Source organism: Flavivirga jejuensis, assembly GCF_030540765.1.
Taxonomy (GTDB): domain Bacteria; phylum Bacteroidota; class Bacteroidia; order Flavobacteriales; family Flavobacteriaceae; genus Flavivirga; species Flavivirga jejuensis.
Genome location: NZ_JAUOEL010000002.1, coordinates 337,720 through 361,878, shown reverse-complemented (window position 1 = coordinate 361,878; position 24,159 = coordinate 337,720). Strand labels below are relative to the sequence as shown.

General features: G+C 33.5%; 14 protein-coding genes. 12 read left to right on the top strand and 2 right to left on the bottom strand.

The window, feature by feature from the left end; all coding sequences use genetic code 11:
• Window position 1: 1 nt before the first annotated feature.
• The 6 genes from Q4Q40_RS06495 (at window position 2) to Q4Q40_RS06470 (ending at window position 10,443) form a co-directional block, all read left to right on the top strand.
• Window positions 2-1,564 (top strand): sulfatase family protein, encoded by a 1,563-nt coding sequence (locus tag Q4Q40_RS06495; protein ID WP_303300976.1) that lies wholly within the window; start codon window positions 2-4, stop codon window positions 1,562-1,564.
• A gap of 6 nt (window positions 1,565-1,570) precedes the next feature.
• Window positions 1,571-3,004 (top strand): sulfatase family protein, encoded by a 1,434-nt coding sequence (locus Q4Q40_RS06490; protein WP_303300975.1) that lies wholly within the window; start codon window positions 1,571-1,573, stop codon window positions 3,002-3,004.
• A 16-nt stretch (window positions 3,005-3,020) separates the two neighbouring features.
• Window positions 3,021-4,412 carry a sulfatase family protein gene (locus Q4Q40_RS06485; RefSeq protein ID WP_303300974.1) on the top strand — a complete coding sequence of 464 codons (1,392 nt, stop codon included), beginning with the start codon at window positions 3,021-3,023 and terminating at the stop codon, window positions 4,410-4,412.
• Window positions 4,413-4,487: 75 nt separating this feature from the next.
• Window positions 4,488-5,942, top strand: coding sequence for a sulfatase family protein (locus tag Q4Q40_RS06480; protein ID WP_303300973.1), 1,455 nt, complete (start codon window positions 4,488-4,490; stop codon window positions 5,940-5,942).
• Between the two features lie 36 nt (window positions 5,943-5,978).
• Window positions 5,979-8,810: a chitobiase/beta-hexosaminidase C-terminal domain-containing protein gene (locus tag Q4Q40_RS06475; RefSeq protein WP_303300972.1), complete on the top strand. Its 2,832-nt coding sequence runs from the start codon at window positions 5,979-5,981 to the stop codon at window positions 8,808-8,810.
• A gap of 55 nt (window positions 8,811-8,865) precedes the next feature.
• The gene (locus Q4Q40_RS06470; RefSeq protein ID WP_303300971.1) at window positions 8,866-10,443 is read left to right on the top strand and encodes a glycoside hydrolase family protein; all 1,578 of its coding nucleotides are present in this window, start codon (window positions 8,866-8,868) and stop codon (window positions 10,441-10,443) included.
• Between the two features lie 237 nt (window positions 10,444-10,680).
• Here the strand turns inward: Q4Q40_RS06470 and Q4Q40_RS06465 are convergent, their stop codons facing one another.
• The gene (locus Q4Q40_RS06465) at window positions 10,681-12,249 is read right to left on the bottom strand and encodes a sulfatase family protein (RefSeq protein WP_303300970.1); all 1,569 of its coding nucleotides are present in this window, start codon (window positions 12,247-12,249) and stop codon (window positions 10,681-10,683) included.
• A gap of 123 nt (window positions 12,250-12,372) precedes the next feature.
• Window positions 12,373-13,341 (bottom strand): family 43 glycosylhydrolase, encoded by a 969-nt coding sequence (locus Q4Q40_RS06460; protein WP_303300969.1) that lies wholly within the window; start codon window positions 13,339-13,341, stop codon window positions 12,373-12,375.
• Between the two features lie 307 nt (window positions 13,342-13,648).
• On the opposite strand from Q4Q40_RS06460, the gene Q4Q40_RS06455 reads away from it, so the two are divergent.
• The 6 genes from Q4Q40_RS06455 to Q4Q40_RS06430 all read left to right on the top strand — a co-directional run bounded on the left by Q4Q40_RS06455 (window position 13,649) and on the right by Q4Q40_RS06430 (window position 23,990).
• Window positions 13,649-16,117: a glycoside hydrolase family 95 protein gene (locus Q4Q40_RS06455; protein ID WP_303300968.1), complete on the top strand. Its 2,469-nt coding sequence runs from the start codon at window positions 13,649-13,651 to the stop codon at window positions 16,115-16,117.
• A gap of 125 nt (window positions 16,118-16,242) precedes the next feature.
• Entirely contained in the window at window positions 16,243-18,807 is a 2,565-nt protein-coding gene (locus tag Q4Q40_RS06450; RefSeq protein WP_303300967.1) for a PDZ domain-containing protein, read from the top strand.
• A 458-nt stretch (window positions 18,808-19,265) separates the two neighbouring features.
• Complete coding sequence (locus tag Q4Q40_RS06445; RefSeq protein ID WP_303300966.1) at window positions 19,266-19,865, top strand: hypothetical protein; 600 nt, start codon at window positions 19,266-19,268, stop codon at window positions 19,863-19,865.
• 435 nt (window positions 19,866-20,300) lie between these two features.
• Window positions 20,301-22,226, top strand: a complete 1,926-nt coding sequence (locus tag Q4Q40_RS06440) for a glycoside hydrolase family 97 protein (RefSeq protein ID WP_303300965.1) — start codon at window positions 20,301-20,303, stop codon at window positions 22,224-22,226.
• A 73-nt stretch (window positions 22,227-22,299) separates the two neighbouring features.
• Complete coding sequence (locus Q4Q40_RS06435; RefSeq protein WP_303300964.1) at window positions 22,300-23,574, top strand: DUF6786 family protein; 1,275 nt, start codon at window positions 22,300-22,302, stop codon at window positions 23,572-23,574.
• A 281-nt stretch (window positions 23,575-23,855) separates the two neighbouring features.
• Window positions 23,856-23,990, top strand: a complete 135-nt coding sequence (locus Q4Q40_RS06430) for a hypothetical protein (RefSeq protein ID WP_303300963.1) — start codon at window positions 23,856-23,858, stop codon at window positions 23,988-23,990.
• Window positions 23,991-24,159 lie beyond the last annotated feature (169 nt).

Sequence of the window (24,159 nt, the reverse complement as noted above, 5' to 3'; positions counted from 1 at the left end):
CATGAAAAATTGCTATTTTAAAGTATTAACGATTCTTTTTGTTTGCAATGCCATGTATGCACAAAAACAGCCGAACATTATATACATTCTAGCTGATGATTTAGGTATTGGTGATTTAAGTATTTATAATGAAAACAGCAAAATACCAACACCTCATTTAGATAAAATGGGACAAGAAGGTATAAAGTTTTCAGATGCGCATACATCATCTGCTGTATGTACACCAACGCGATACGGCATTTTAACAGGACGTTACAATTGGCGAACACCATTAAAAGAATTTGTGACATGGGGAAACTCACCAAGTTTAATTCAGAAAAGCCGATTAACCGTTGCGCAAATGTTAAAAGATAATGGGTATAAAACGGCGAGTATAGGTAAATGGCATTTAGGCTTAAACTGGTCAATGAAAAACAATAGTCCAGAGTTTGAGCACTATTCAGGAAGATCAGATCGCTTAAGTTTCAGGGATATTGATTACAGCCAATCTTTAAAGTTCGGACCACTAGACATGGGTTTTGATTATTCATTCATGATTTCAGCATCTTTAAATATGCCACCATTTGTCTATATAGAAAATGATAAGGCAACTATGGTTCCAACAAAAAAAACAGAAAGAAATAGAAAAGAATACCCGTTTAGTAGCTGGATAAAAGGAGATGTTGCAGACGATTTTAAACACGAACAAGTCCTGCCAACCATTGTGAAAAAATCTATTTCATTTATAAATGAAAATGCAAACAAAGAGCAACCATTTTTTATGTACATCCCTTTGCCTTCACCGCATAATCCAGTATTACCAATAGCCCCATGGAAAGGGAAAAGCGAAATAAAGAGTCCGTATGCCGATTTTGTAATCATGATAGATGATTTAATGGGTACTATTTTTGAAACCTTAAAAGAACAGGGTATAGATGATAATACTTTGATTGTTTTTACAAGTGATAATGGGTATGCTACCACAAACGATTTAAAAACGCTAAAAAAGAAAAAACATAACCCAAGTTATATTTATAGTGGTTATAAAGGAAGCTATTTAGAAGGTGGTCATCGTGTGCCTTTTTTAGTGAAATGGCCAGGGAAAATTAAACCAAATTCAGTTTCAGATGCAACGATATGTACTACAGACTTCATCGCAACATGTGCAGACATCATAAGTTATGATTTTAAAGCTAATGAAGCTGAAGATAGTTTTAGCATGTTGCCATTATTAACAAATGAAGGAACGTATTTAAGAAACGCAACTATTCATCACGACAAGTACGGTGTTTTTGCCATTAGAAAAGGAGATTGGAAATTAATTGTATCACCAAACTCAGGCATTATGGCTTCAGGAAAAACAAAAACACATAAAGAAAATTTACCTGAAGAAATACTATTCAACCTAAGGGATGATATCAAAGAAGAAAATAACGTTGCGAATAAATTTCCAGAAAAGACCAAGGAATTAAAAGATTTATTAATCAAATATATCCGAGAAGGTAGAAGCACACCTGGAGAAATTCAAAAAAATGATGCTATTACAAATGAATGGCCTCAGGCAAGTTTTGCGTTTAAAGAATAATTTAAAATGAAAAATATACTAAACCTTGTATTGTTAGTCATAGGTATCATTGGCTATGGTCAAACAGAAAAACCGAATATTCTATTTATTTTTTCAGATGATCAATCTTTTGAAACCATAGGTGAAAACGGACAAACCATTGTAGAAACACCCAATTTAGATAAGTTAACCAAAAATGGTACAACTTTTACCCATGCATATAATCAGGGAGCTTGGTCAGGAGCAGTTTGTGTGGCAAGCAGATCTATGATGATAAGTGGTTCTTCATTATGGCAAGCTCAAAAAGCTGTTGTTAAAGTTAAAAACAAAGAGCAATTGTCTTGGCCAGAATTGATGTCTGAAGCAGGTTATACAACATATATATCAGGTAAATGGCACGTGCCAATGCCTGTAGATTCAGTGTTTGATGTTGTAAAAAACATAAAAAAAGGTATGCCAAAAACCGTAAAAACAGCCTACAATAGACCAATAAAAGGCGAAAATCCAGATATAGCTTGGTATCCTTGGGATAAAGAAAATGGTGGTTTTTGGAAAGGAGGAAAACATTGGAGTGAAGTATTGGCAGATGATGGTGTTGAGTATATTGAAAGAGCAAAAAATGATGAAGCCCCATTTTTTATGTATTTGGCATTTAATGCCCCACATGATCCTAGGCAAGCACCAAAAGAGTATGTTGATAAATATGTTTTAGATAGCATCAAACTTCCCGAAAACTATCAAGACTTATATCCAGATATGGGAGGTAAAGCTGTCCCAAAAATTAGAGATGAAAAGTTAGCTCCATTTCCTAGAACACCGTACGCAATAAAAGTACACAGACAAGAATATTATGCTAGTATTACTTATATGGATGCTCAAATTGGTCGCATTTTAGATGCGCTTGAAAAATCAGGTAAAGCAGATAATACCTATATTATTTTCACTTCAGATCATGGTTTGGCTGTTGGGCATCATGGTTTGGTTGGTAAGCAAAACATGTATGAGCATTCTATGCGTGCACCTTTTATAATTTCCGGACCAGGCATAAAAGCGAATAAAAAATTAGATACTCCTATTTATATTCAAGACGCCATGGCCACTTCATTAGAATTGGCATCTATTAAAAAACCAGACTATGTAGCGTTTAAAAGTGTATTGCCATTAATGCAAAATAGAACAAAAAAGAATTATGAAACCATTTTTGGCGCATATATGGGAACTCAAAGAATGCTAATAAAAGATCAATGGAAATTAATTGTTTACCCAAAAATTAAGAAGAAAAAGCTTTTTAATCTTTTAGAAGACGAGTTAGAAATTAATGATTTGGCTAATAATCCAGATTATAGTGACAAATTAGACGAAATGACTAATTCATTAGAAGCTAAAATGGATAAAAACAATGATCCAATGACATCTTTAGATGCTGTGGATTATACAGTTTATAAAAAAAGAAAACATTAATAAAAACAAATAAGTTTTGACAAAAAGGTTAAATTTAATTCTAGAGATTTGTATCTGTTTAGTTTTTGGACTATCCTTTTTTTCCAGCTGCGCACAACAGAAAAAGCCAAATTTTATCATCATTTTTACAGATGACCAAGGTTATGCAGATTTAAGTTGTTTTGGAGGAAACCATGTAGAGACACCAAAAATTGATGCCATGGCTGCCGAAGGAGCTAAACTAACTAGTTTTTATGTAGCGGCAGCTGTTTGTACACCTTCTAGAGCTGCATTAATGACAGGGAGTTATCCCAAAAGAGTAGGTATGGCCAGCAGAGTATTACTTGCAGGAGATTCTGTAGGACTAAATCCTGAAGAGATTACCATAGCCGAAGTATTAAAAGAAGTTGGTTACAAAACGGGAATGTTTGGTAAATGGCATTTGGGAGATCAGTTAGAGTTTTTACCTATGAGACAAGGTTTTGATGAATTTTATGGCATTCCATACAGTCATGACATTGCGCCTTATCATCAAAATCAAAAGAAACATAATTTTCCATTGCTACCCGTATTGGATGGAGAAACTGTTGTTGAAACAGACCCAGATCCAGATTATTTAAATCAAAAAATCACAAAAAGAGCCGTACAGTTTATTGAAAAAAACAAAGAAAACCCATTTTTCATATATCTTCCTCACACGAGTCCGCATAGACCATTACTAGCTTCGCCTAAATTTATGAGATCAGCACCTAAAGACGTTATAGATGTTTTAAAAGGTGAAGAAGGGATAGATTACAAAACGAGAGATAAAATATATCCGCAAACAATTGCAGAAATAGATTGGTCTGTAGGAGAGATTTTAGAGGCATTAAAAACAAATGGAATAGACAATAATACCTTTGTTATTTTTACTTCAGATAATGGTCCTATGGTAGGTAGCGCAAAACCTTTAAAAGGTAGAAAAGGACAAACTTATGAAGGCGGAATGCGTATGCCAACGGTGGTTAGATGGCCAGACAAAATTCCTGCAGAATCTGTAAATGATGAGGTAATGACCGCTATGGACTTATTTCCAACCTTTGCTAAACTGGCTGGAGCCTCACTTCCAAAAGATAGGGTTATTGATGGCAAAGATATTATGCCTGTTTTACAGGGTGCTAATAAAAGTCCACACAAAGTATTCTTTTATCATAAAAAAAATACGTTAGAAGCCGTAAGATATGGAAAATGGAAATTACGTATAAAAGGTAGAAAAGCCCCTGCATTATATAATTTGAATAACGATATAGGCGAAAAAATAAATGTTATAGAACAACATCCCAACTTAGTAAAAGAAATGAGAGGTTATATTGCAGATTTTGAAAAAAATCTTGCAAAGAATATTAGGCCAGCAGGAATTGTTGAAAACCCTAAAATATTATCTAAATAAAGTATTAATTAACAAATTGGTTTTGTCTGTTTTAGAGACACAATTATACCTTATAAATATTAAAAAAAATAAAAAATGCGATCTTTCATTAAATTAAAAAGTAGTGTATCTATTTTTTTTACAATCAGTATGTTTTTATGTTTTTTTATAGGAACACAAGCACAAGCACAAGCTCAAAAACAACCAAACGTAGTTATCCTTTTTGCTGATGACTTGGGGTATGGAGATTTAAGTTGTTATGGTGCACAAGACGTAAATACGCCATATATCGATAAATTAGCCAAGGAAGGAACTAAATTTACTGATTTTCAAGTTGCTTCTTCGGTATGTAGTCCATCAAGAGCTGCATTATTGACAGGTCGTTACCCGGTAAGAAACGGATTTCCTGTAGCTCGTCATACTGGACCAAAACACGAAAACTACGGCTTAGATCTTGAGGAAATCACCTTAGCAACCACACTTAAAAAAACGGGATATTCAACCATGTGTATTGGGAAATGGCATTTAGGTTTTATGAAAGGCTCTCACCCAATGGATCATGGTTTTGATGAATTTTTCGGGTTACAATCCAACTGGAATAGTAAATCTTCAGCATTAAAAAAACTGTATAAGAATAAAACTGTAGTAAACGAAACAGTAACTTACGAAACTCTTTTAGAAAGCTATACAAATGAAGCTATAGAGTTTGTAAAGTCAAATAAGAAAAAGCCATTTTTTCTATATTTAGCATACAACGCTGTGCATACTCCTATTTTACCAAGTAATGCTTTTAAAAAATCTTCTAAAGGAGGACCTTATGGAGATTATGTTCAAGAACTAGATCACTATGTTGGTAAATTCACGAATTTCCTTTCTGAAAATGGTTACGACGAAAACACGATCGTTATATTTTTATCTGATAATGGACCTGCCATTTGTAATGCTGGAGGATCTGCTGGTCCTTTAAACGGAGGGAAATACACGACTATGGAAGGTGGTTTTCGTATTCCTGCCATTATCAAATGGAAAGGTAAATTTGCAACAGGTATTAATCATACGTCATTATCTTCAATGGATTTATTCCCTACCATTGCAAACATTGCAGGGGCAAAAATCCCAAAAGACAGAGTTATTGATGGAAAAAATATCACTTCTATCTTAGAAACAGGAAAAGGTGAAACACCTCACGAGTTTATTTATTACTACAACGGAATTAATTTACAAGCTGTTAGAAAAGGACCATGGAAATTACATTTACCACGAACTTTAGACGATCAACCTTATTGGTCTAAAAAACAGATAGGAAAACCTTTTAATGGAAGAGCTTTAAAGACATTGTCTTGTAAAGGTATGCAAACACTAAAGAACCCTTTATTGATCGATTTGGATCACGATATGGGCGAATTAAAAGATGTGTCTAAAAAAAATCCAGGAATTGTAGAAGAATTACTATTAGAAGCTGAACGTATAAGAAAAGAATTAGGAGATGTAAATATCGTTGGATCAGATCAAAGATTGCCCCCTTTTGAAGATATTCATGTTAAGCATTAAAACAAGTTAAATTAATCATTAAAAAATAAGAATAAAATGAAAAAAGAAAATTCAATGATGGTATCTCGATTGGGGTTATTTCTGTCATGTATAATGCTTTTATTTACAAGTTATGTTGGTTATTCCAAAGAGGTGTACGTTTCTCCTAATGGTAGTGATATAAATCCTGGAACAAAAGAATTGCCTTATGCGACTGTAGAAAGAGCTGTTTCTAAAATAAAAAACTTAATAGGTAAAGAACCTGTAATGATTTGGTTGAGCGAAGGAACCTACTACCTCTCAGAGACCCTGTTATTAGATGCATCTTTTTCTGGAACCACTGAAAACCCATTTACGATTTCATCCTTGTCTGGAGCAAATGTTAAAATTAAAGGTTCTATTCTTTTACATGATTTAAAATGGAAGGAGTATAAAAATGGAATTTATGTAACCCAAGTTCCTGATAAGCTTCAATTTGACCAGCTTTTTGTAAACGAAGAAAGACAAGTACGTGCACGATTTCCTAATTATGATTATCAAAATCCATTGCGGGAAGGAAAGGGGTATCAACAAGTAACTGGAGGGACTAATAAAAGGTATGACTCATGGTTTACCTATAACCCTAAGTTATTTAGCAAAAAAGAATGGAAACATCCTGAAATCGGAATTGTGCATGCTTTCCAAAGTCATAATTGGGGGAATATGCAGTATCGAATAAAAGACAGAGATGATAAGAATAGCAAAATTACACTTGATGAAGGGGGATGGCAATTGCAACGAAGATTTGGAATTGGAGGAGCAGGTAAAAAAGCTTCTTTGTTTTATATCGAAAATATTTTTGAAGAGTTGGACTCCCCAGGAGAATGGTTTCTTGATGAGGAAACCAGTCAACTGTATTTTTATCCTAAGACAGAAATAAACCTTAGTCTGTCAACTTTCGAAGTCCCTATTCTAAAAGATTTAATTCAACTAAAAGGAACATCAGAAAAACCAGTGAAGCACATTTCTATTAAAGGAATCAACTTCTCTCAGTCAAGACTTACATTTATGGAAGAGTATGAACCTCTTGCTCGAGGTGATTGGGCCATTCATAGAGGAGGTGCTATTTTTTTAGAAGGCGCTGAAAATTGCACCATTGAAGATTGCAACTTTGAATACTTGGGCGGGAATGGTGTATTTATGAGTGCTTACAATCGAAACAATGCGGTTAGAAACTGTCGGTTTGTACATATAGGAGAAAGTCCGGTTTGCTTTGTTGGCTCACCATCGTCAGTTCGTTTTTATCAGACTTGGGATGACCGTGAAATTGACGGGAAAGACTGGAACGAAATGCGCAAAAATATGGATTTGAAACCTGGTCCAAAATCACCTGACTACCCGAAAAATTGTATTGTAGAAAACAATATTATGCATGATTTTGGAGATTTTGGCAAACAAGTAGCAGGAGTATATATATCCATGAGCCATAAAATAAAAGTTTCACATAATACCATTTACAATTGTCCACGTGCAGGTATATGTATCAACGATGGTACTTGGGGAGGACACATTATTGAGTATTGTGACATTTGGGAAACTGTGCGTGAAACAGGGGAACATGGTCCGTTTAATTCATGGGGTCGCGAGCGACAATGGCTTGGTGGAGGTGGCTCTTCAAAAGACTACATTAATGAATATACAAAATTGGATGCGATTGATGTGACGATTCTTCGTAACAATCGGATTGCTAATTTTCGAAAATCGATTAGCGCTGGAAATTGGACAATAGATTTAGATGATGGTTCTTCTAACTACGAGATTTACAACAACCTAAACTTGGGGTCAACCATTAAGCTCCGCGATGGTATGTATAGAAAAGTTTATAATAATATTACCGTAAGTGCAGTGCCCTTGGGTTGGCATGTATGGCCTAAACAATCATTTGATGAGGTTTATAAAAACATCTTTGTTGTTGCAGGGGCAATTCCTGGAAAAGGAGAGCCCACTGCAGAATTTGCTCGCCCAATTCGTCTACCAAAAGATTACAAATGGAGTAACAATTATGACCATAATTTGTATTGGAATGTGAATTTCCCAGATAACCCCAATATTATTAAAAGAAAAGATATGAAAGCTTGGCAGGCACAAGGTTATGATACAAATTCAAAGATTGCCAGACCTTTATTTAAAGACCCTGAAAATGGAGATTACAGCGTATTGGATAATTCCCCAGCACTCAAGCTAGGTTTTGTCAATTTTCCGATGAATGAGTTTGGGCACCAAATGACTCGTATTTTACCATTTGGAGGTGATTTTTCTGAAAAAGTTCAGGTAACTCTAAAACCTGATGCTCGAATGAAAGATGGAGGTAGCTTGCATTACACCCTTGATGGATTGGAACCAACAATGCATTCGCCTATTTATTCAGGATCTATAACTTTAACTAAATCAACAAATATTAAAGCACGCTCCTTTGATGCTCAAGGTAATCCGATAGATTATACGCAAAAAGCAGTGTTCACGGAAGTAGAAAATGTATTATATCCAAGTTGGTATCAAACTTTAATCGATGGAAAGTACAGTATAGGTAAAAGTAAAATTGATAAAAAGGCTGTTATTGAAGAAATTCTTGGTGCCGTAATGGTTGACATTGCCGATGATCCTGATTTAATAGATGCCTCAGGAGGTTATAATTTTGGCTGTTTTATTAAATCTATTGATAAAAAAAAAGGGAAGGTTTTGCTTAAAGCAGGTTTAGCGGAAGAGTGGACTATACAAGCTGTAAATAAAGAAAAGGTGCTAAATATCTCAGATTTCAAAAAACAATTGAATATTCATAGTGGTAAAAGTATAAACATAATTGCTGTTAGAAATTATCAAACGAAAACCTTCAAGTTGAAGTTACCTTGAGTATTGAATAATAGGTTTTAAAAAGTAGAAAATGGAAAACAAAACACTCTAAATAATGAAAAAATTATTATATATATTAACCTCAATGGTTATAGGCTTTATTAGCAGTTCATGTGCTTCAAAAAAACAGTCTGTTGCAGTATCAAGTATTTGGGTCATTGCGTCTCAGAACGATTGGGAAGTTAATATTGCTAACCAATCCAATATAAATATTAGCAAAGGAAGAATAGTACCAACGAGTAAGAATGCTACTTTTAAAAGTATTATAAAGCAGTTTCCAGATAAGCGTTCAGCAAAGTCCATTACCTTTTCGCAATCTCCAGAGTGGTTAAACTGGAACCCCGTTAAGAATATTGGGCCTTCCAATCTTGGTGATGCACCAGTTGCTTTGCAATTGGGAGATGGAAATTATTGGATGTTTGGTCGATACGCAAAGAGTAAAGATAAAAAATTTCGAAGTGAAGATGTAGTACTAGAAGGATTTGATATTCCCCTTAAAACTACACCTTTTAAAAACCAGTTTGATGCACCAGGAGGTTTAAAACCGAGTTTAAGAGGTTATCATGCATGGCAAAGTAAAGATATGATTCATTGGGTACACCATGGTCCAGTATCAGAAAAATTTTCTACTTGGGTAACCACAGCAGAATATGTTGATGATAAGTTATATTTGTATTATGATTTTCCAAACGACCAAGACCCTCATCTTTATATTGATGAGGATTTAACCGATGGTATTCCCGGGAAAAATATGGGTATGGTGTTTAATGACCCTACTCATGGTTCCGATTGTGCTGTTATTCGAGATTTAGAGGGTAATTTTCATTTAATTGTAGAAGATTGGTCCCCTATTGACGCATCTACACATGCTTGGGATTCGCCTTTAGCGGTACATGCTGTTAGTAGTCATGGTATGGGAGATTTTAAAACGTTAGCCCCTCCTGTTGATGAACGTACCAAACCTACAGGAAAATTTGCCGAATATGTACATCCGCACTGGTATAAAGAAGCACCAGATAGATTTCCGGGTAAAACAGCTAAGGTAGATGTCCCTCAGCATCGAGTTAAAGCTGGTCAAACACGTGCTTATGGTCAATACGAAATTCATGAACCAGAACAGAATGCTTATGGTGATTGGGCATCGATTTCAGTTGGAGGACAGTATTATTTATTTGCAGATTTTGATCCTATCGGTGGGCATGGTAAGAAAAGCATGAGTGTTGCTTGGTTTACTTCAACTGATATCAATAAACCTTTTACTTTCTGTGGTAACATTGGTCAAGGACATCCTGACCCTGACATTATGTTTGCTGAAGATCAGTTTTATCTATTAACGCAAACAAAATTCGATTACATTAGTCCTGGGCCATGGGTTGAAACGGTAGAAGTGCGCTTGGGAGTAGATACTAACAACGATGGTGCAATTAACCAATGGAGTGATTGGCAAATAGTCAAGGAGGAGTATGATTATATAGAAGGCTTTGCAAAGCAAATTGGAAAAGTACCAGCAGAGCTAGATCTCTCAAGTCTTCCAGAAGGATATGGCTTCCAGTTTGAAGTTAAAATTAAAGATACAACAGAAAATGAGTCAAAACCCATTTTAGATAAAGTGGAGGTCACGTTTGCAAATTAATTCAAATAAAGCTCACAAAAACAATATAAAAGTAGTAGTTGAAGAGTGTATTTGTAAAACATTAGATTTTAATTGGAGAAAAGAAACTGAAATTTTTAACCTTTTTAAACACCTAAAAAAAGGTCAGCTTATTTCAGGACAATTCAATACACACTTAACTTTAAAAAAACATCTGTAAGATTTCTAATTTCTTAAAAATCTTACAGATGTGCCTTCTATACAATTTCAGTATTAATTCTAATGTTTATATGCTTCTAATGCAGCTGCCATTTCTTTCACCACCTCAGGAAATTCATTGTAAACATTGGTAGTTTGATATTTATCTTCTTCTAAATTATAAAGTTGCGCCACAGGAGCATCTTCTTTTATTTTTCCATTTTCAATATCACTATTCACGCCACCAACTAACGCAACTGCTGCAGGACCACCCCAAGCATGCTGCTTAGGCTTATGACCTGTAAATCCACCACTACCTTTAGCAGGAATATACATCCATTTTCCTTTCCTTAAAGACAAATGTTTTTCTTTTCTTGGAGCCAACAATAATTCTTTTCTAATATTCTCTTTCGGGCTCCCCACTAAAGCAGGTAACACATTTACACTATCTGAATGCTCTAATTTATCTTGAGACTGACCTGTTAACGCCATAAAAGTTGCCAACATATCTACATTACAAATCAACTGATCAGAAACTGTACCCGGTTTTATTTTTCCTGGCCATTTGGCAATAAAAGGCACACGGTGTCCACCTTCCCAAACTCCAAACTTAAAACCTAGCAAATCACCATTAATTTTATGTCCAGCCCTTACAGCATTACGTCCTCCTGAATTCATCATAGCCCCATTGTCACTTGTAAAAATCACTAAGGTATTATCAGCTACCCCTTGTTTTTCTAGAGCTGACAGTACTTTTCCAACCATCCAGTCTAATTCTTGAACAAAATCTCCGTAAAGCTCTGCATCACTTTTTCCTTGAAAATTTTTCCCTGGAGTAAAAGGATGATGTATATGTGTAGTGGCCATATACATAAAGAAAGGTTTTTTGTTTTTAGCCGTTGTTTTTTCAGTTATCCAATCAACAGCTTTTCCTGCCAATACTTTTCCGACAGTATAATCATTATACAATTTATGAGCTGCTTTAGCTCCACTAAATCTATTAGGAGATCTTTGAGATGCTTTTTCAGGAATAGGAGTAATTGGCGTAACCAATTCTTCTTTCCCTTTACCAACATAAACTAAAGGATCATTAGGATCCGCTCCTACAACATGATCATCTTCAACATAAACATAAGGTGATGAACTATTTACAATAGGCACTCCATAATAGTAATCAAAACCTAAATCATTAGGACCTGGACTCAAAGGTTTATCCCATTTATTTTCTCCTTTTCCAAAACCTAAGTGCCATTTCCCTATAACCGAAGTAGCATAACCACTATTTTTAAACACATCTCCAATAGTTAATTGTTCTGTGTCTATTATCAATTCAGATGTGGGAGGCGCAGGTCCCCAAACACCTTTACCAGCATTTCCTCTTATAGGGTACTGGCCTGTTAGCAAAGCATAACGAGATGGCGTACATACTGCCGAAGCCGAATGCGCATCTGTAAATAGCTTTCCTTCGCTTGCAAGTTTATCTATATTAGGCGTATGGATTTTTGTTGCACCATAACAGCTTAAATCTCCGTAACCCAAATCATCAGCATTAATAACTATCACATTTGGTCTATTATTAGCCTGCTGCGCATAAGTAGATACACAAAGTCCCAGAAAAACAACTGAAACAATTAATTTTAATTTTTTCATTTTAACAAAAATAAAAGTTTAGATGATTTTTACTTTGAAGGATAAGTCGGTAAATTAAATCTATAGACCAAAAATTCACATTAAATTCTTAGTCTTTTTTTTGAAACAAAAACAATGTTTATGTTATTCTACATCTACTCTGTTAACACGTTGAATAAAAGGTAAAGTTCCTTTTTTTCCTTTTCCTATTTGTACTCCCCATTCAAATAGTTCTCCTTTACCGCTATCTGTAAAAGCTTCAGGTCTGTATAATCCTGCAGCATGAGGAGGAGTAATTACACTATGCGTTTTAGAAAAATTAAATCCATCTTCAGAATATTGTAAACTCCTTACAATGTTTTCAGGACCTACTTTTCCAATCATGGCTCCAACGCCTTTTCCTAAAGGATAAACAACTACCTCATGATTTCCTTTAATTACGGGGTTGTTTTCATACTTAACGTATGGACCTTGGGGTTTATCTGCAATAGCTACTCCCATTTGGGTGAATTTAGGAGATTTTCCTAATTGTCTCCCTTTGTAATATAGATAATACTTTCCATCACGTGTAATTAAACATGCATCATCTATTAAGTGACTATCAAAATCTTCTTTATTCTTACCATTAAAAATCACAGGATTGTCTTTACATCTTTTCCATGGACCATTAGGAGATTTAGCAACGGCTACACCAATTTTTGAATCTGGTCTATATCCTTTGGTTCCTTTTTTATACGGTTTTGATACCCCTGTATAAAAAAGGTAATACTTCTTTTTTGCAATTAAAATATTTGGAGTAAAAACGCTTGCGCCTTCCCAAGTACCTTCTTTCCCTTTGTCCAAAGCAATTCCTTGTTCTTCCCAATCATATCCATCTTTAGAAGTGGCATACCAAATAGTAGCGTCATAGCCTGTTGCTATTTTACCTTTACTATACCACACGTAGTATAAATTATCAATTTTAATAACATCACTAGGGTCTCTTCTCATAACCCCTTCCTCTTTTCCAATTCCACTAATATCTTTAAATTCAAAATCAATGACCTTACTATTTTGAGCATTAAAAGACTGTATTGTAAAGAATATTACAAAGGAAAGAATGTAGTTTTTCATGGGGTAAATAATTAAAATTAATTTTTTTATTAAAAATAGAATAAATGTACAAAAGCCCCTATCTCATTTCGACCATATGTTTGCTGATTTTAATAAGATATTTAATAGTAAAATAAATTTTATTATTGTTAACGAAGGAATTTTGAGGGGTATTTGTCACTAAAACTAGCAAATGTATGGTCGAAATGAGAAAATATACTTGGTTGATTTAATTTAAATTTGACGAATAACTAGTAGCTAGTATTTTTATTTTTTTTATGAAAATTAGTTAGTCTTAATATACTATTATCTGAAATACCCCTATAAAATGAAGAACCTAAATAAAATAGTTTTTTTCTTTTTTCTTGTTTTAATAATCTCGAATATTAATGCTCAAGACAGGCTCTTTTACAAAGCACCAGCAGAAAATGATCTTAACAGAAGAGGTAAAAAAGAAAGTGGTTTTCTACAAACAGCCTTACCCATTGGAAATGGTAGACTTGGAGCTATGTTTTCTGGAGGAATTGAAAATGAATTAATTGTTGTAAACGAAATTACATTATGGGCAAAGTCTAATAGAGGGTTGGATGAAGTAGCTCAATCTGGAACCAGAATCGATGGTGGAAAAAACCTTGAAAAAGTTAGAGAAGCCTATAGAGCCGGAAAATATGGAAATGGTGAAGAAAGTATGGAGGGTATGGGGACTAAGTATTTAACAAGTCCACTAAAGCTTGGTAACTATGCTAGTTTTACGAATGTAAATATTAAAACTGGACACAAGCCAGAAGAAATTCAAAACTACAACAGAGAGATTAATTTAAAGAATGCCGTTGCTAGTGTAAGTTACAATGTAGGAAATACAAAATATACCAGAGAGTATTTTTGTAGTCATCCACATGATGTTATTGTGATGAAATACACTGCTGAAAACGGCATGTTAGATCTTAATATCAATACTACTACAGCTCACAATGTTAAAAACCTGAATGTTGCTGACAATAAAATTGATCTTTTAGGAGAAGTTGCATTGGCCAATGAGAAAAGTTATTTTTCGCAAACGATATCTATAGATGCTGGTAAAGGAAAAGTTGAAACTGTTGACAATTCACTTCACATTTCTAATACAAACGAAGTTTATATTTATTTAACGGGATATACAGATTATCTTTCTTCTTACCCTAATTTTAAAGGAAGAGATCATAAGGGCGATACTAAAAATACTATTGACAAAGCAGTATCAGATGGTTATTCAAAAGTAAGACAAGATCATATTGATGATTACAGTGTATTAGAACAAGCTTGTCAATTAGATTTACAAACTAAATCATCTGGTTTACCTACAGATGAATTATTAGCTAAAGGAGGAAGCTTAGAATTAGAGAACCTATATTTTAACTACGCCAGGTATTTACAAACAGCATGTTCTCGTACAGCTCCTGTTCCTTCAAACTTACAAGGAATATGGAACCCATACCTTAAACCCATGTGGAATAGCGACTATCATTTAGACATTAATTTAGCCATGAACTATTGGATGGTAGAAACAGCTAACTTGCCAGGTTCTTTTTCTCCATACCTTAGTCTTTCAAAAATTATAGCAGAATCTGGAAAACATACAGCACGAGAAACCTATGGAGTAGATAAAGGATGGAGTGTGAGTCATATTACAAATGCATTTGGTATTACTGCCCCAATGGATCATGGTAGAAGAACACAACAATCTGGTGCATGGTTAACGCAAAATCTTTTTGAGCATTATGCTTTTAATCAAGACATTGAATATCTTAAAGAAATATACCCTATACTAAAGGGAGCGGCTGAATTTTACACAGAATTTCTTGCCCCATGGGAGGATGGAACTTTGGTTGTTTATCCTACTTGGTCTCCAGAGAACGTTTATTTGAAAAAACTACATGGTAAAAACAATAAACAAACATATGGTGCTTCATGGGATCAACAATTGGTTCTTAATTTGTTTACAGATTGTATAGAAGCAGGTGAGAAATTAGGCGTTGATAAGAAATTTAGAAAAAAACTGAAATCAATTATACCTAAATTATGTCCTCAAAAGATAGGACAACACGGTCAATTACAAGAGTGGCCAGAAGATTGGGATGATCCTAGAAATAAACATAGACACATTTCTCACTTAATAGCCTTACATCCTGGTCGTGATTTTTCACCTATTACCACAAAGGAAATTACAAAAGCTGCTTTGGTAACGATGAAACATAGAGGAGATGAATCTACAGGGTGGAGTACTGGTTGGAAAACGTGTTTCTGGGCAAGATTACACAATGGAGATAAATCGCATCAGTTTTATGAGTATTTAACGTCTCAACGCGCCTATAAAAACTTGTTTGATTTTCACCCGCCTTTTCAAATAGATGGAAACTTTGGTGGTACAGCAGGAGTTTGTGAAATGTTATTGCAGAGTCACTTAAGAAGTACAGACAATAAGGCTTCGACCATAGAAGAAGCTGCTTATGTTGCTTATAAAGCAGATTCAAAAAATCCAAATCACTTTTTACCCGTTGTGCCTTCTAAAGATTTAACTAAAGCTCCGTATATACTACATTTATTACCAGCATTGCCTTCTGCTTGGCCTAAAGGTAGCGTTATAGGACTTAGAGCTAGAGGTGGTCTTGAAGTAGATTTAGAGTGGAAAGAAATGCAATTAGTAAAAGCTAGTATAACAGCCAAAACAAATAGTAGCTTAAGAGTTTATGATGGAGAAACATTAAGCAAAGTAATTCACCTAAAAAAAGGAGAAGTATTGAATTGGCCAAGTCACTAAATCAATGATTTTAATTTTTCTAAAAAGACAATTATTCCAAATAAGAAGATAGGTATCTAAGTACTTCGTGAAAACTATTTTACGATGTAAAACAATAATAATTATAAACAATTTTTATATAAAATATGATTTTTAAACGAACTAAGAGCTTAGTCGTAATGCTATTATGTACTATCTCAACTTATGCAATTGATATTCATGTAGCCACCAATGGTTCTGATGCAAACAAAGGAACAGAAACACAACCATTACGTAATATACAAACAGCTATAGATAAACTAAAAGCTAGTGGACTTATAGGGAAAGAACCTTGTTCCATTATTATTCATCAAGGTACTTACAGATTAACGACTCCTTTAAACATTTCTATTGAAGATGGTGGTAGTGAAAAATTTCCAGTGGTTTACCATGCTGCTAAAAATGAAAAAGTGACCATTACTGGAGCGCAACTTATTACTTCTAAATGGGAAATATATAAAGACGGTATCTACCGAACGAATGTTAAAAACTTAAAAGCCATTGACCAATTGTTTGTAAATGACAAAAGACAGCATATGGCTCGATACCCAAATTTTAACTCAGGATTTATAACTACCAATAGTAATAGTTCTTTTAGAGGTAAAAAAGCGGGAACAGTTCCTTTTACAGGATGTGCTCCAGATGCTTGGAGTCAAGAAAAAGCAGCAGCATGGAAAAATCCAGAAGGAGCCATTCTAAATGGAATGCATAGAGGGCTTTGGGGAAGTCAACATTATTTTGTTTCTGGAAAAGATAAAGAGGGTAAACTCATCTACAAAGGTGGTTGGCAAAACAATCGATTTGCCCCTCCTCATAAAGAATATCGTATGATAGAGAATGTTTTTGAGGAATTAGATACTACTGGAGAATGGTATCACAATACGAAAGAGGGGTGGTTGTATTACATGCCTAAAAAAGGAATTCAATTGAAAAATGTAAAAGTTGAAGCAGTACTACAAATAAAACATCTTATTCAGGTTTATGGTACCTACAAAAAACCTGTACAAGAAATGGTTATTCTTAAAAGTGGTAATGGACTCAAAGAGACCATCGTTAAAAATTATGAGACAGTTAAACCTGTTAAAAACATTCAGTTTAGAAACCTTCATTTTACGGGTACAGATCGTACTTTAATAGAAACTGTTGAACCATTACTTAGAAGTGATTGGTGTGTGTACCGTGGAGGAGCCATCCATATTCGTGGTGCAGAAAATATTATAATTCAAGATTGTTCATTTCAAAAATTAGGTGGTAATGCTGTTTTTATGGATAGTTATAATCGTAACGTCACCATCAGGGAAAATCTATTTTTAGACAATGGTTCTACAGATGTAAATTTTGTAGGTTCTTTTGCAGCGGTTCGTAATCCACTATTTAATTTTCATCATCTTTCTACTCCTTTAGATGAAATAGACACTGTAATAGGCCCAAAATCAATTGACTATCCAGTAGATTGCCTTGTAGAAGGAAATCTTATGATGCGTTGTGGTCGTTTTGAAAAACAAGCTTCAGGAATCAACATCTCTATGTCATCTAGAATTACCGTTAGGCATAATACGATTAGTCATACCCCAAGAGCGGCAATTAATATTTGTGATGGAACTTGGGGTGGACATATTATTGAATACAATGATTGTTTTGAAACCGTTTTAGAAACCCACGATCATGGTGCATTTAACTCATGGGGTAGAGATCGTTTTTGGTATCGTTGTAGTCCGTCCGGACCTAATTTAAGAGATGAAAATGGAAAAGCTATGATTAGCCATCAACTAGATAAATACCCTAACCTTCCTTTATGGGATGCTTACCAAACAACAACAATCAGAAACAATAGAATGCAATGCGATCATGGTTGGGATATTGATTTAGATGACGGATCAACCAACTATAAAATTTACAACAATCTGTGTTTATCTGGAGGTATCAAGACAAGAGAAGGGTACCATAGAATTGTTACCAACAACATTATTCTTACAAAAGGATATACTTGTAATGTACCCTATCCGAAACCAACTTATGATGTTTTTGAAAGAAACATTCTATGGGGAAGTACGGTTTATAAAGCCAGTAACCCTACGCTTTGGGGAGGAAGTAGAAATTATAATTTTGTTCACAACCCTAATGTTAATAGCACTGTACCTGCTTATGGTGTACAAGAGCAAACAAAAGACGATGCCGAAAGTTTGTATGGAAATGCATTTTTTAATGCCCTTGAATTAGGGGACTTTTCTGTAACAGAGAAATCAGATGCACTAAAATTAGGATTTAAAAACTTCGACATGACTAAATTTGGAGTTACTTCTGATAAATTAAAAAAATTGGCTCTGAAGCCATCCATTTTCCTTCCAAAAGAACAAAGCCCTAATGTTTTTGTTAATACAAAATTTAAAAAAATAATGGGTGGAAAAATTAAAACATTAAAAACTGAAGCAGAATTATCTGCAACAGGAATGTTTCAAAAATACGGAGCTTTACTTGTATCTGTACCTAAAAATAGTGGTTTGGCTAAAATGGGATTTAAAGTAGACGATGTCGTTTTAGAAATTGATACGATTAAAATAACAAATGAACAAACTTTTCTTAAGAGTTTAAATTCTATGAATAAAGGAAAACATGTCATCAAAGTATGGAGACAACAAAAGGAAAAAATGTTTTTGTTTATTAAAGACTAATCTGATGAAAAAAGATATAAGCTTTTATTAAAAATTGCATTTGTATTTATACTGTGTAGCTCTTTATCTGGAATCTCTCAGAATTTAAATTGCTCTTTAAATATGAATAAAATGATACAGCCTTTAACAAAAGATATTTCTATATGGTATGATATTGATCAATCCGTATTTTATACAAAGTCCATTATAGAATTGATAATTTCCTGATTGTTTAAACAGAAATAAAGCCAAGTAGCAACATAAAAATGGATAAGGCTGAGGAGCTTATAAATAAGTCTTTTTATAAGTTCATAAAATAAAACCTGTGTATTATTAGTTTAAATATATGTTATTTTAACTTAACATTAAGTTAACTTTGATTTAATGGGTAAAATAGAATATAAATATGTCAATTGTGTTGTTTTTAAAGTTAAGTTTCTATCATAACTTTGTAGTATAAATCTTAAAAAGTTTATATTATGAAAACAAACAAAAAGTTAGTATTAGTAGTATTTATGTTAGGAACATTATTTAACTACGCAAACAATGACAAAGATTTTAATAGAATTGCAACTACCAAAAAAGAAAGAGCAGTATTTACTAATGTAAATAGAGGAGATAAACTAATAATTAAAGATGAGCACGGAGTTCAGCTTCATTCAAAGATAATTTATAAGGAAGGAGATATGAGTAATGCCTTCGATTTATCTGCTTTAAAAGATGGTAAATATACGGCAGAATTAAACAAAGATTATGAAATCATTGTAAAGGCTATTGAAGTTAAAGACCATAAAGTAATTTTCAAAAAAGAATCTAGAAACGTGGTTTTTAAGCCAGTAATGAGAAATGAAGAAAATGTTTTAATTATTTCTAGAATTTCTTTTGATAAAAAACCAATGAAAATTGATTTGTATTTTGACGATTTAATTGTTTATTCAGAAACTGTAAAATACTCAGAAACAACAAAAAATACTGGAATTGTAGATAGGTTATACAGTTTTTATGAAAAAGAAGAGGGTAATTATAAGGTTATTGTATACAATAACGATAGAAGTTATATTTACGAGTTTAAAATTTAAATAATAAGTTTATCACTTGCTATTAAAAATAGTAATACATTATAATAACTTTTTTGCTCTAAATTAAACAGAAATAGTTTCTATAAAAAGCTTCAATATTTTATTGGAGCTTTTTTTATGCTTTAGTACCTAGGTTAAAGTATATAGCCCATTCCCTTTTATTCCAAATTGTGTTTTCTGTAAAGTTTATTTGTAAACAAGAAAAGATATTGACCTTATCTATTGTATTACTGAGTTGATAAACACTGTTTATATGCATCTTAATGAGTAGTGATATTTCATGATAATAATTTTTGGTTGTGGAATTAAAAGTTCAATATTACCATAGTATTAGCAACATAATGATTGAAATGAGTAAGTATAATTTATTAGAGTAGCTTATTTTTGAAACAAAGTAGCACATTTTATTTTTCATTTATTAGGATCAAAATTTTTATGTTAAAGAAAGATACGATAAAACGTTTCAAAGTAAAATACAGTTTATTATTTATAAATATTTTTTTAATTTTTAGTGCTTGTGCTAAAGACAATTCTAATTTCGTAGTAAATTCTCCAGACGGAAAATTGACAGTTGAAATAACAAATAAGAATGGATACATAACCTATGCTCTGTTTAAGAATGGAAAAGCACTTATAAATGCATCCAAAGTATCAATATTACCCAATACAAAAAGTCGAATAAAAAGATCGTCTTTAAATTCTGAAAATAAAACATGGAAACCAGTTTGGGGACAATTTAGTGAAATCAAAAACCATTATAATGAGCTTGTTCTTGATGTAGATTTAGAAGGAGCAAAAACTAAATTATTTGTACGTGTATATGAAGATGGTATTGGGCTTAGATACAAAATTGAAAAATACAAAGAAGGTACGGAAGCCGATTTTTATTGTGAATACAATTTGAGCAGTTCAGACCTATTTTATAGTCCTAATAAAGAAAATGAACCGTTAGGACCATTGTCTATGAATCATTTGCTTGCAGCAAAAAAGGAACGAAAACTTGTTATGCCTATCGTTGTAGAAAAATCTCAAACGTCTCATTTATCGTTGTTAGAATCAGATTTATATTCCGCACCCGAGTTTGGTGTAATAAATTTTAATATTAATAGAGTTCAAAAGAGACTTGAGTCTAGCAACAAAGCAACGCTTAATGGAAAGCCTATAACAACACCATGGCGAGTTGTATTAATCAATGAAAATATTGGAGATTTAGTTACAAATACAGTACCTCTTAATTTGGCTACACCATCCCAGATAGATGATCCTACTTGGATTCGACCTGGAAAGATGCTTTGGGATTGGAGAGTTCATGGTTATAAAACAGCTGATGGTTTTACATACGGTATTAACACAGAAAGTTACATCCGTTTTATTGATTTTGCAGCAGAAAAAGGAATTGAATACTTTTTAATTGATGATCATTGGTTTACAAAAGTTACAACAGGTCATTTTGAAATAACAGAAAAATTAGATCTTGAAAAAGTATCGTCATACGCAAAGGAAAAAGGAGTAAAATTGATGCTGTACTATGATAGGAAAAAAGGTTTGTTTGGCGATGAGAATTTGTACGCTTACTTTGAGTCGTTAGGAATGAGTGGTATCAAATACGGTTTTATGGGAGCCAAAGTATCGTTTACAAGTGATGCTATTCAGCAAAGTTCAAAGAATCACTTACTAGTAAATTTTCATGACAATCCAGTTCCTTTTACGGGAATAGAAAGGACATTTCCTAATGCTATAACTAAGGAGTATTGTCATGCACAACAAGATGCTAGAAAGGCGTTTACTCCCAGGACTTTTATTAAAATGGCGTTGATAAATGCCATTCAAGGGCCGTTAGATATGAATAATGGAAATTTTGATTTAGAAGGCATTAATAGTGGATTGAGAAAAAAGGGGCCCAGGAGGCCAAACACTTATTTTTCAACAGTAGTTTCAGAAGTAGCAAGATCTTTAATTATTTATAGTGGTGTAATATGTTTGCCAGATGCTCCAGAAGCTTATGAAAAAAAAGCAGATCTGTTTGAGTTTATTCAAAAATTGCCCGTTGGAAAATGGGACGAAAGTAAAGTTTTAGATAGTAAAATGAGTACATATATCTCTACAGCTAGAAGGTATGGAGAAACATGGTTTGTAGGTTCGGTTACGAACGAAGACGCAAGAGTTCTTGATATAGAATTAAGCTTTTTGGAGGAAAATAAATCGTACTTAGTAACTTATTACGAGGACACAAAAGAAACTCATGGAATAAAAAGTCCAGAAACTTATCAGATAAGGACAGAAAAAATTAAAAAAGGAGCCGTTGTAAAAGCAAAAATGGCAGCGGGAGGAGGTCATTGTATGTGGATAAGGCCAGAATAAAAATTTTAAGAAAAGATTAGATAGAGATTGTAAACGTAACAAAGTGAAGTATCACTAAAAATAATAAATAAATTTGAAAAAAACACAGATTAAGTTTTTAATTGTAGCCATTTTTGGTTTAGGACTAATCACTATTGGTTGCAAAAAGAATACAGAAAAAAAACAAGCAGATAAAATGATGGATACTATTAAGGATTATAGCACTTATGCTGATGATGTAAGCTTTATGAAAAAGCATACAGAAATTATAGAGTTAACTAATTTTTCGGGTAATGCTAAAGTTGCTATTTCTCCAGCATTACAAGGAAGAGTAATGACAACAAGTTCCAAGGGGTTAGATGGTAGAAGCTACGGTTGGATTAATAAAGAACTTTTTAGCTCTAAAGACACCCTTGATCATATTAATGTTTTTGGAGGCGAAGAGCGTTTTTGGTTAGGGCCAGAAGGCGGGCAATATTCCATATTTTTTAAAAAAGGAAGTGAGTTTACTTTAGACAATTGGTATACACCAAAATTGATAGACTTGGAATCTTTTGATGTAGAAAAGTCATCAAAAAGTGCAGTTACTTTTTCTAAAAAAGCGTCGTTAAAAAACTATTCAGGTTTTAGGTTTAATTTTAATATTGAGCGTGATGTTAAAGTGTTAGAAACCCAAGAAGTCTTACAAGAACTTGGTTTAGATGCAACATCCGAAATAAATGTTGTGGCATATCAAACCATTAATTCATTAACAAATTTAGGAGACAAAGATTGGGTAAAAGAAACAGGTTTATTATCTATCTGGCTTTTAGGAATGTTCAATCCATCGCCAGAAATGACTATTGTAATTCCTTATATTTCCGGTGAAGAGTTAGAGTTGGGTGTGCCAGTAAATGATGATTATTTTGGGAAAGTCCCTGCGGAGCGTTTAATTGTAAAAGACGACGTGATTTATTTTAGTGGAGATGGAGAACATAGAAGTAAAATCGGTCTGTCACCAAAACGAGCAAAAAATGTTTTAGGATCTTACGATGCAGGTAGTCAAACGCTTACCATTGTAAAATATAACAAACCCAATAATATTACAGATTATGTAAACTCAAAATGGGAAATTCAAAAAGAACCTTATTTAGGTGATGTCGTGAATTCATATAATGATGGTGTGCCAGCTCCAGGTGAAAAACCATTAGGCCCTTTTTATGAGTTAGAAACATCTTCTCCAGCATTAAATTTAAAAGTAGGAGAGCAAGGAACTCATATTCAAACCACTTGTCATTTTGAAGGCACTCCAGAAGCGTTATCTAAAATTTCTCAGAAAACACTAGGCGTTTCAATTTCCGAAATAGAAAGCATATTCAACAACAATTAATAATATTTGTTAAGATGAACAAAACAAAATTGGGTATAGGAATGGCAATAGCGTTTGTATTTTTAATCTAAAAATTCTCCGATCCTTGGGTCGGGGTTTCCAATTAACCTCTCCTTTGGAGAGGTCAGAACTGCAAAAAAAGGCAGTTCTGGGTGAGGCAAAATAAAAAAACTCGATTTTTGCCTCTATAAAGGCAAAATGAAACTGGCGAAAACCTGTGCTGAGCGGAGCCGAAGTATCCCCTATGGCTTGCCTCGGGGATAAGTTTAGAAAACACGCCAATGGCGCTTGGTTTGTATCGCCCACATTTAGAAAATGGAAATCCAGATACAAAAATTCCTGATTGGGGGATTAATATGACTAGAGTAAAAATAGGGCTTACATATTTACAGCGTTTTGAAATTGTTGTAGAATAATATTTATATAATCTAAGACACTGTATAAATACTGTCTTAGATAACGAAATAATAACTCAATGCTTCCAAATCTTTGGAAGCATTTTTTTTAGGTAATTTTTTAGGTAATAAAGTGTTGATACTAGCAAATTAATGGTTGAAATGAGAAAACATACTTTCTTTAAGTTGC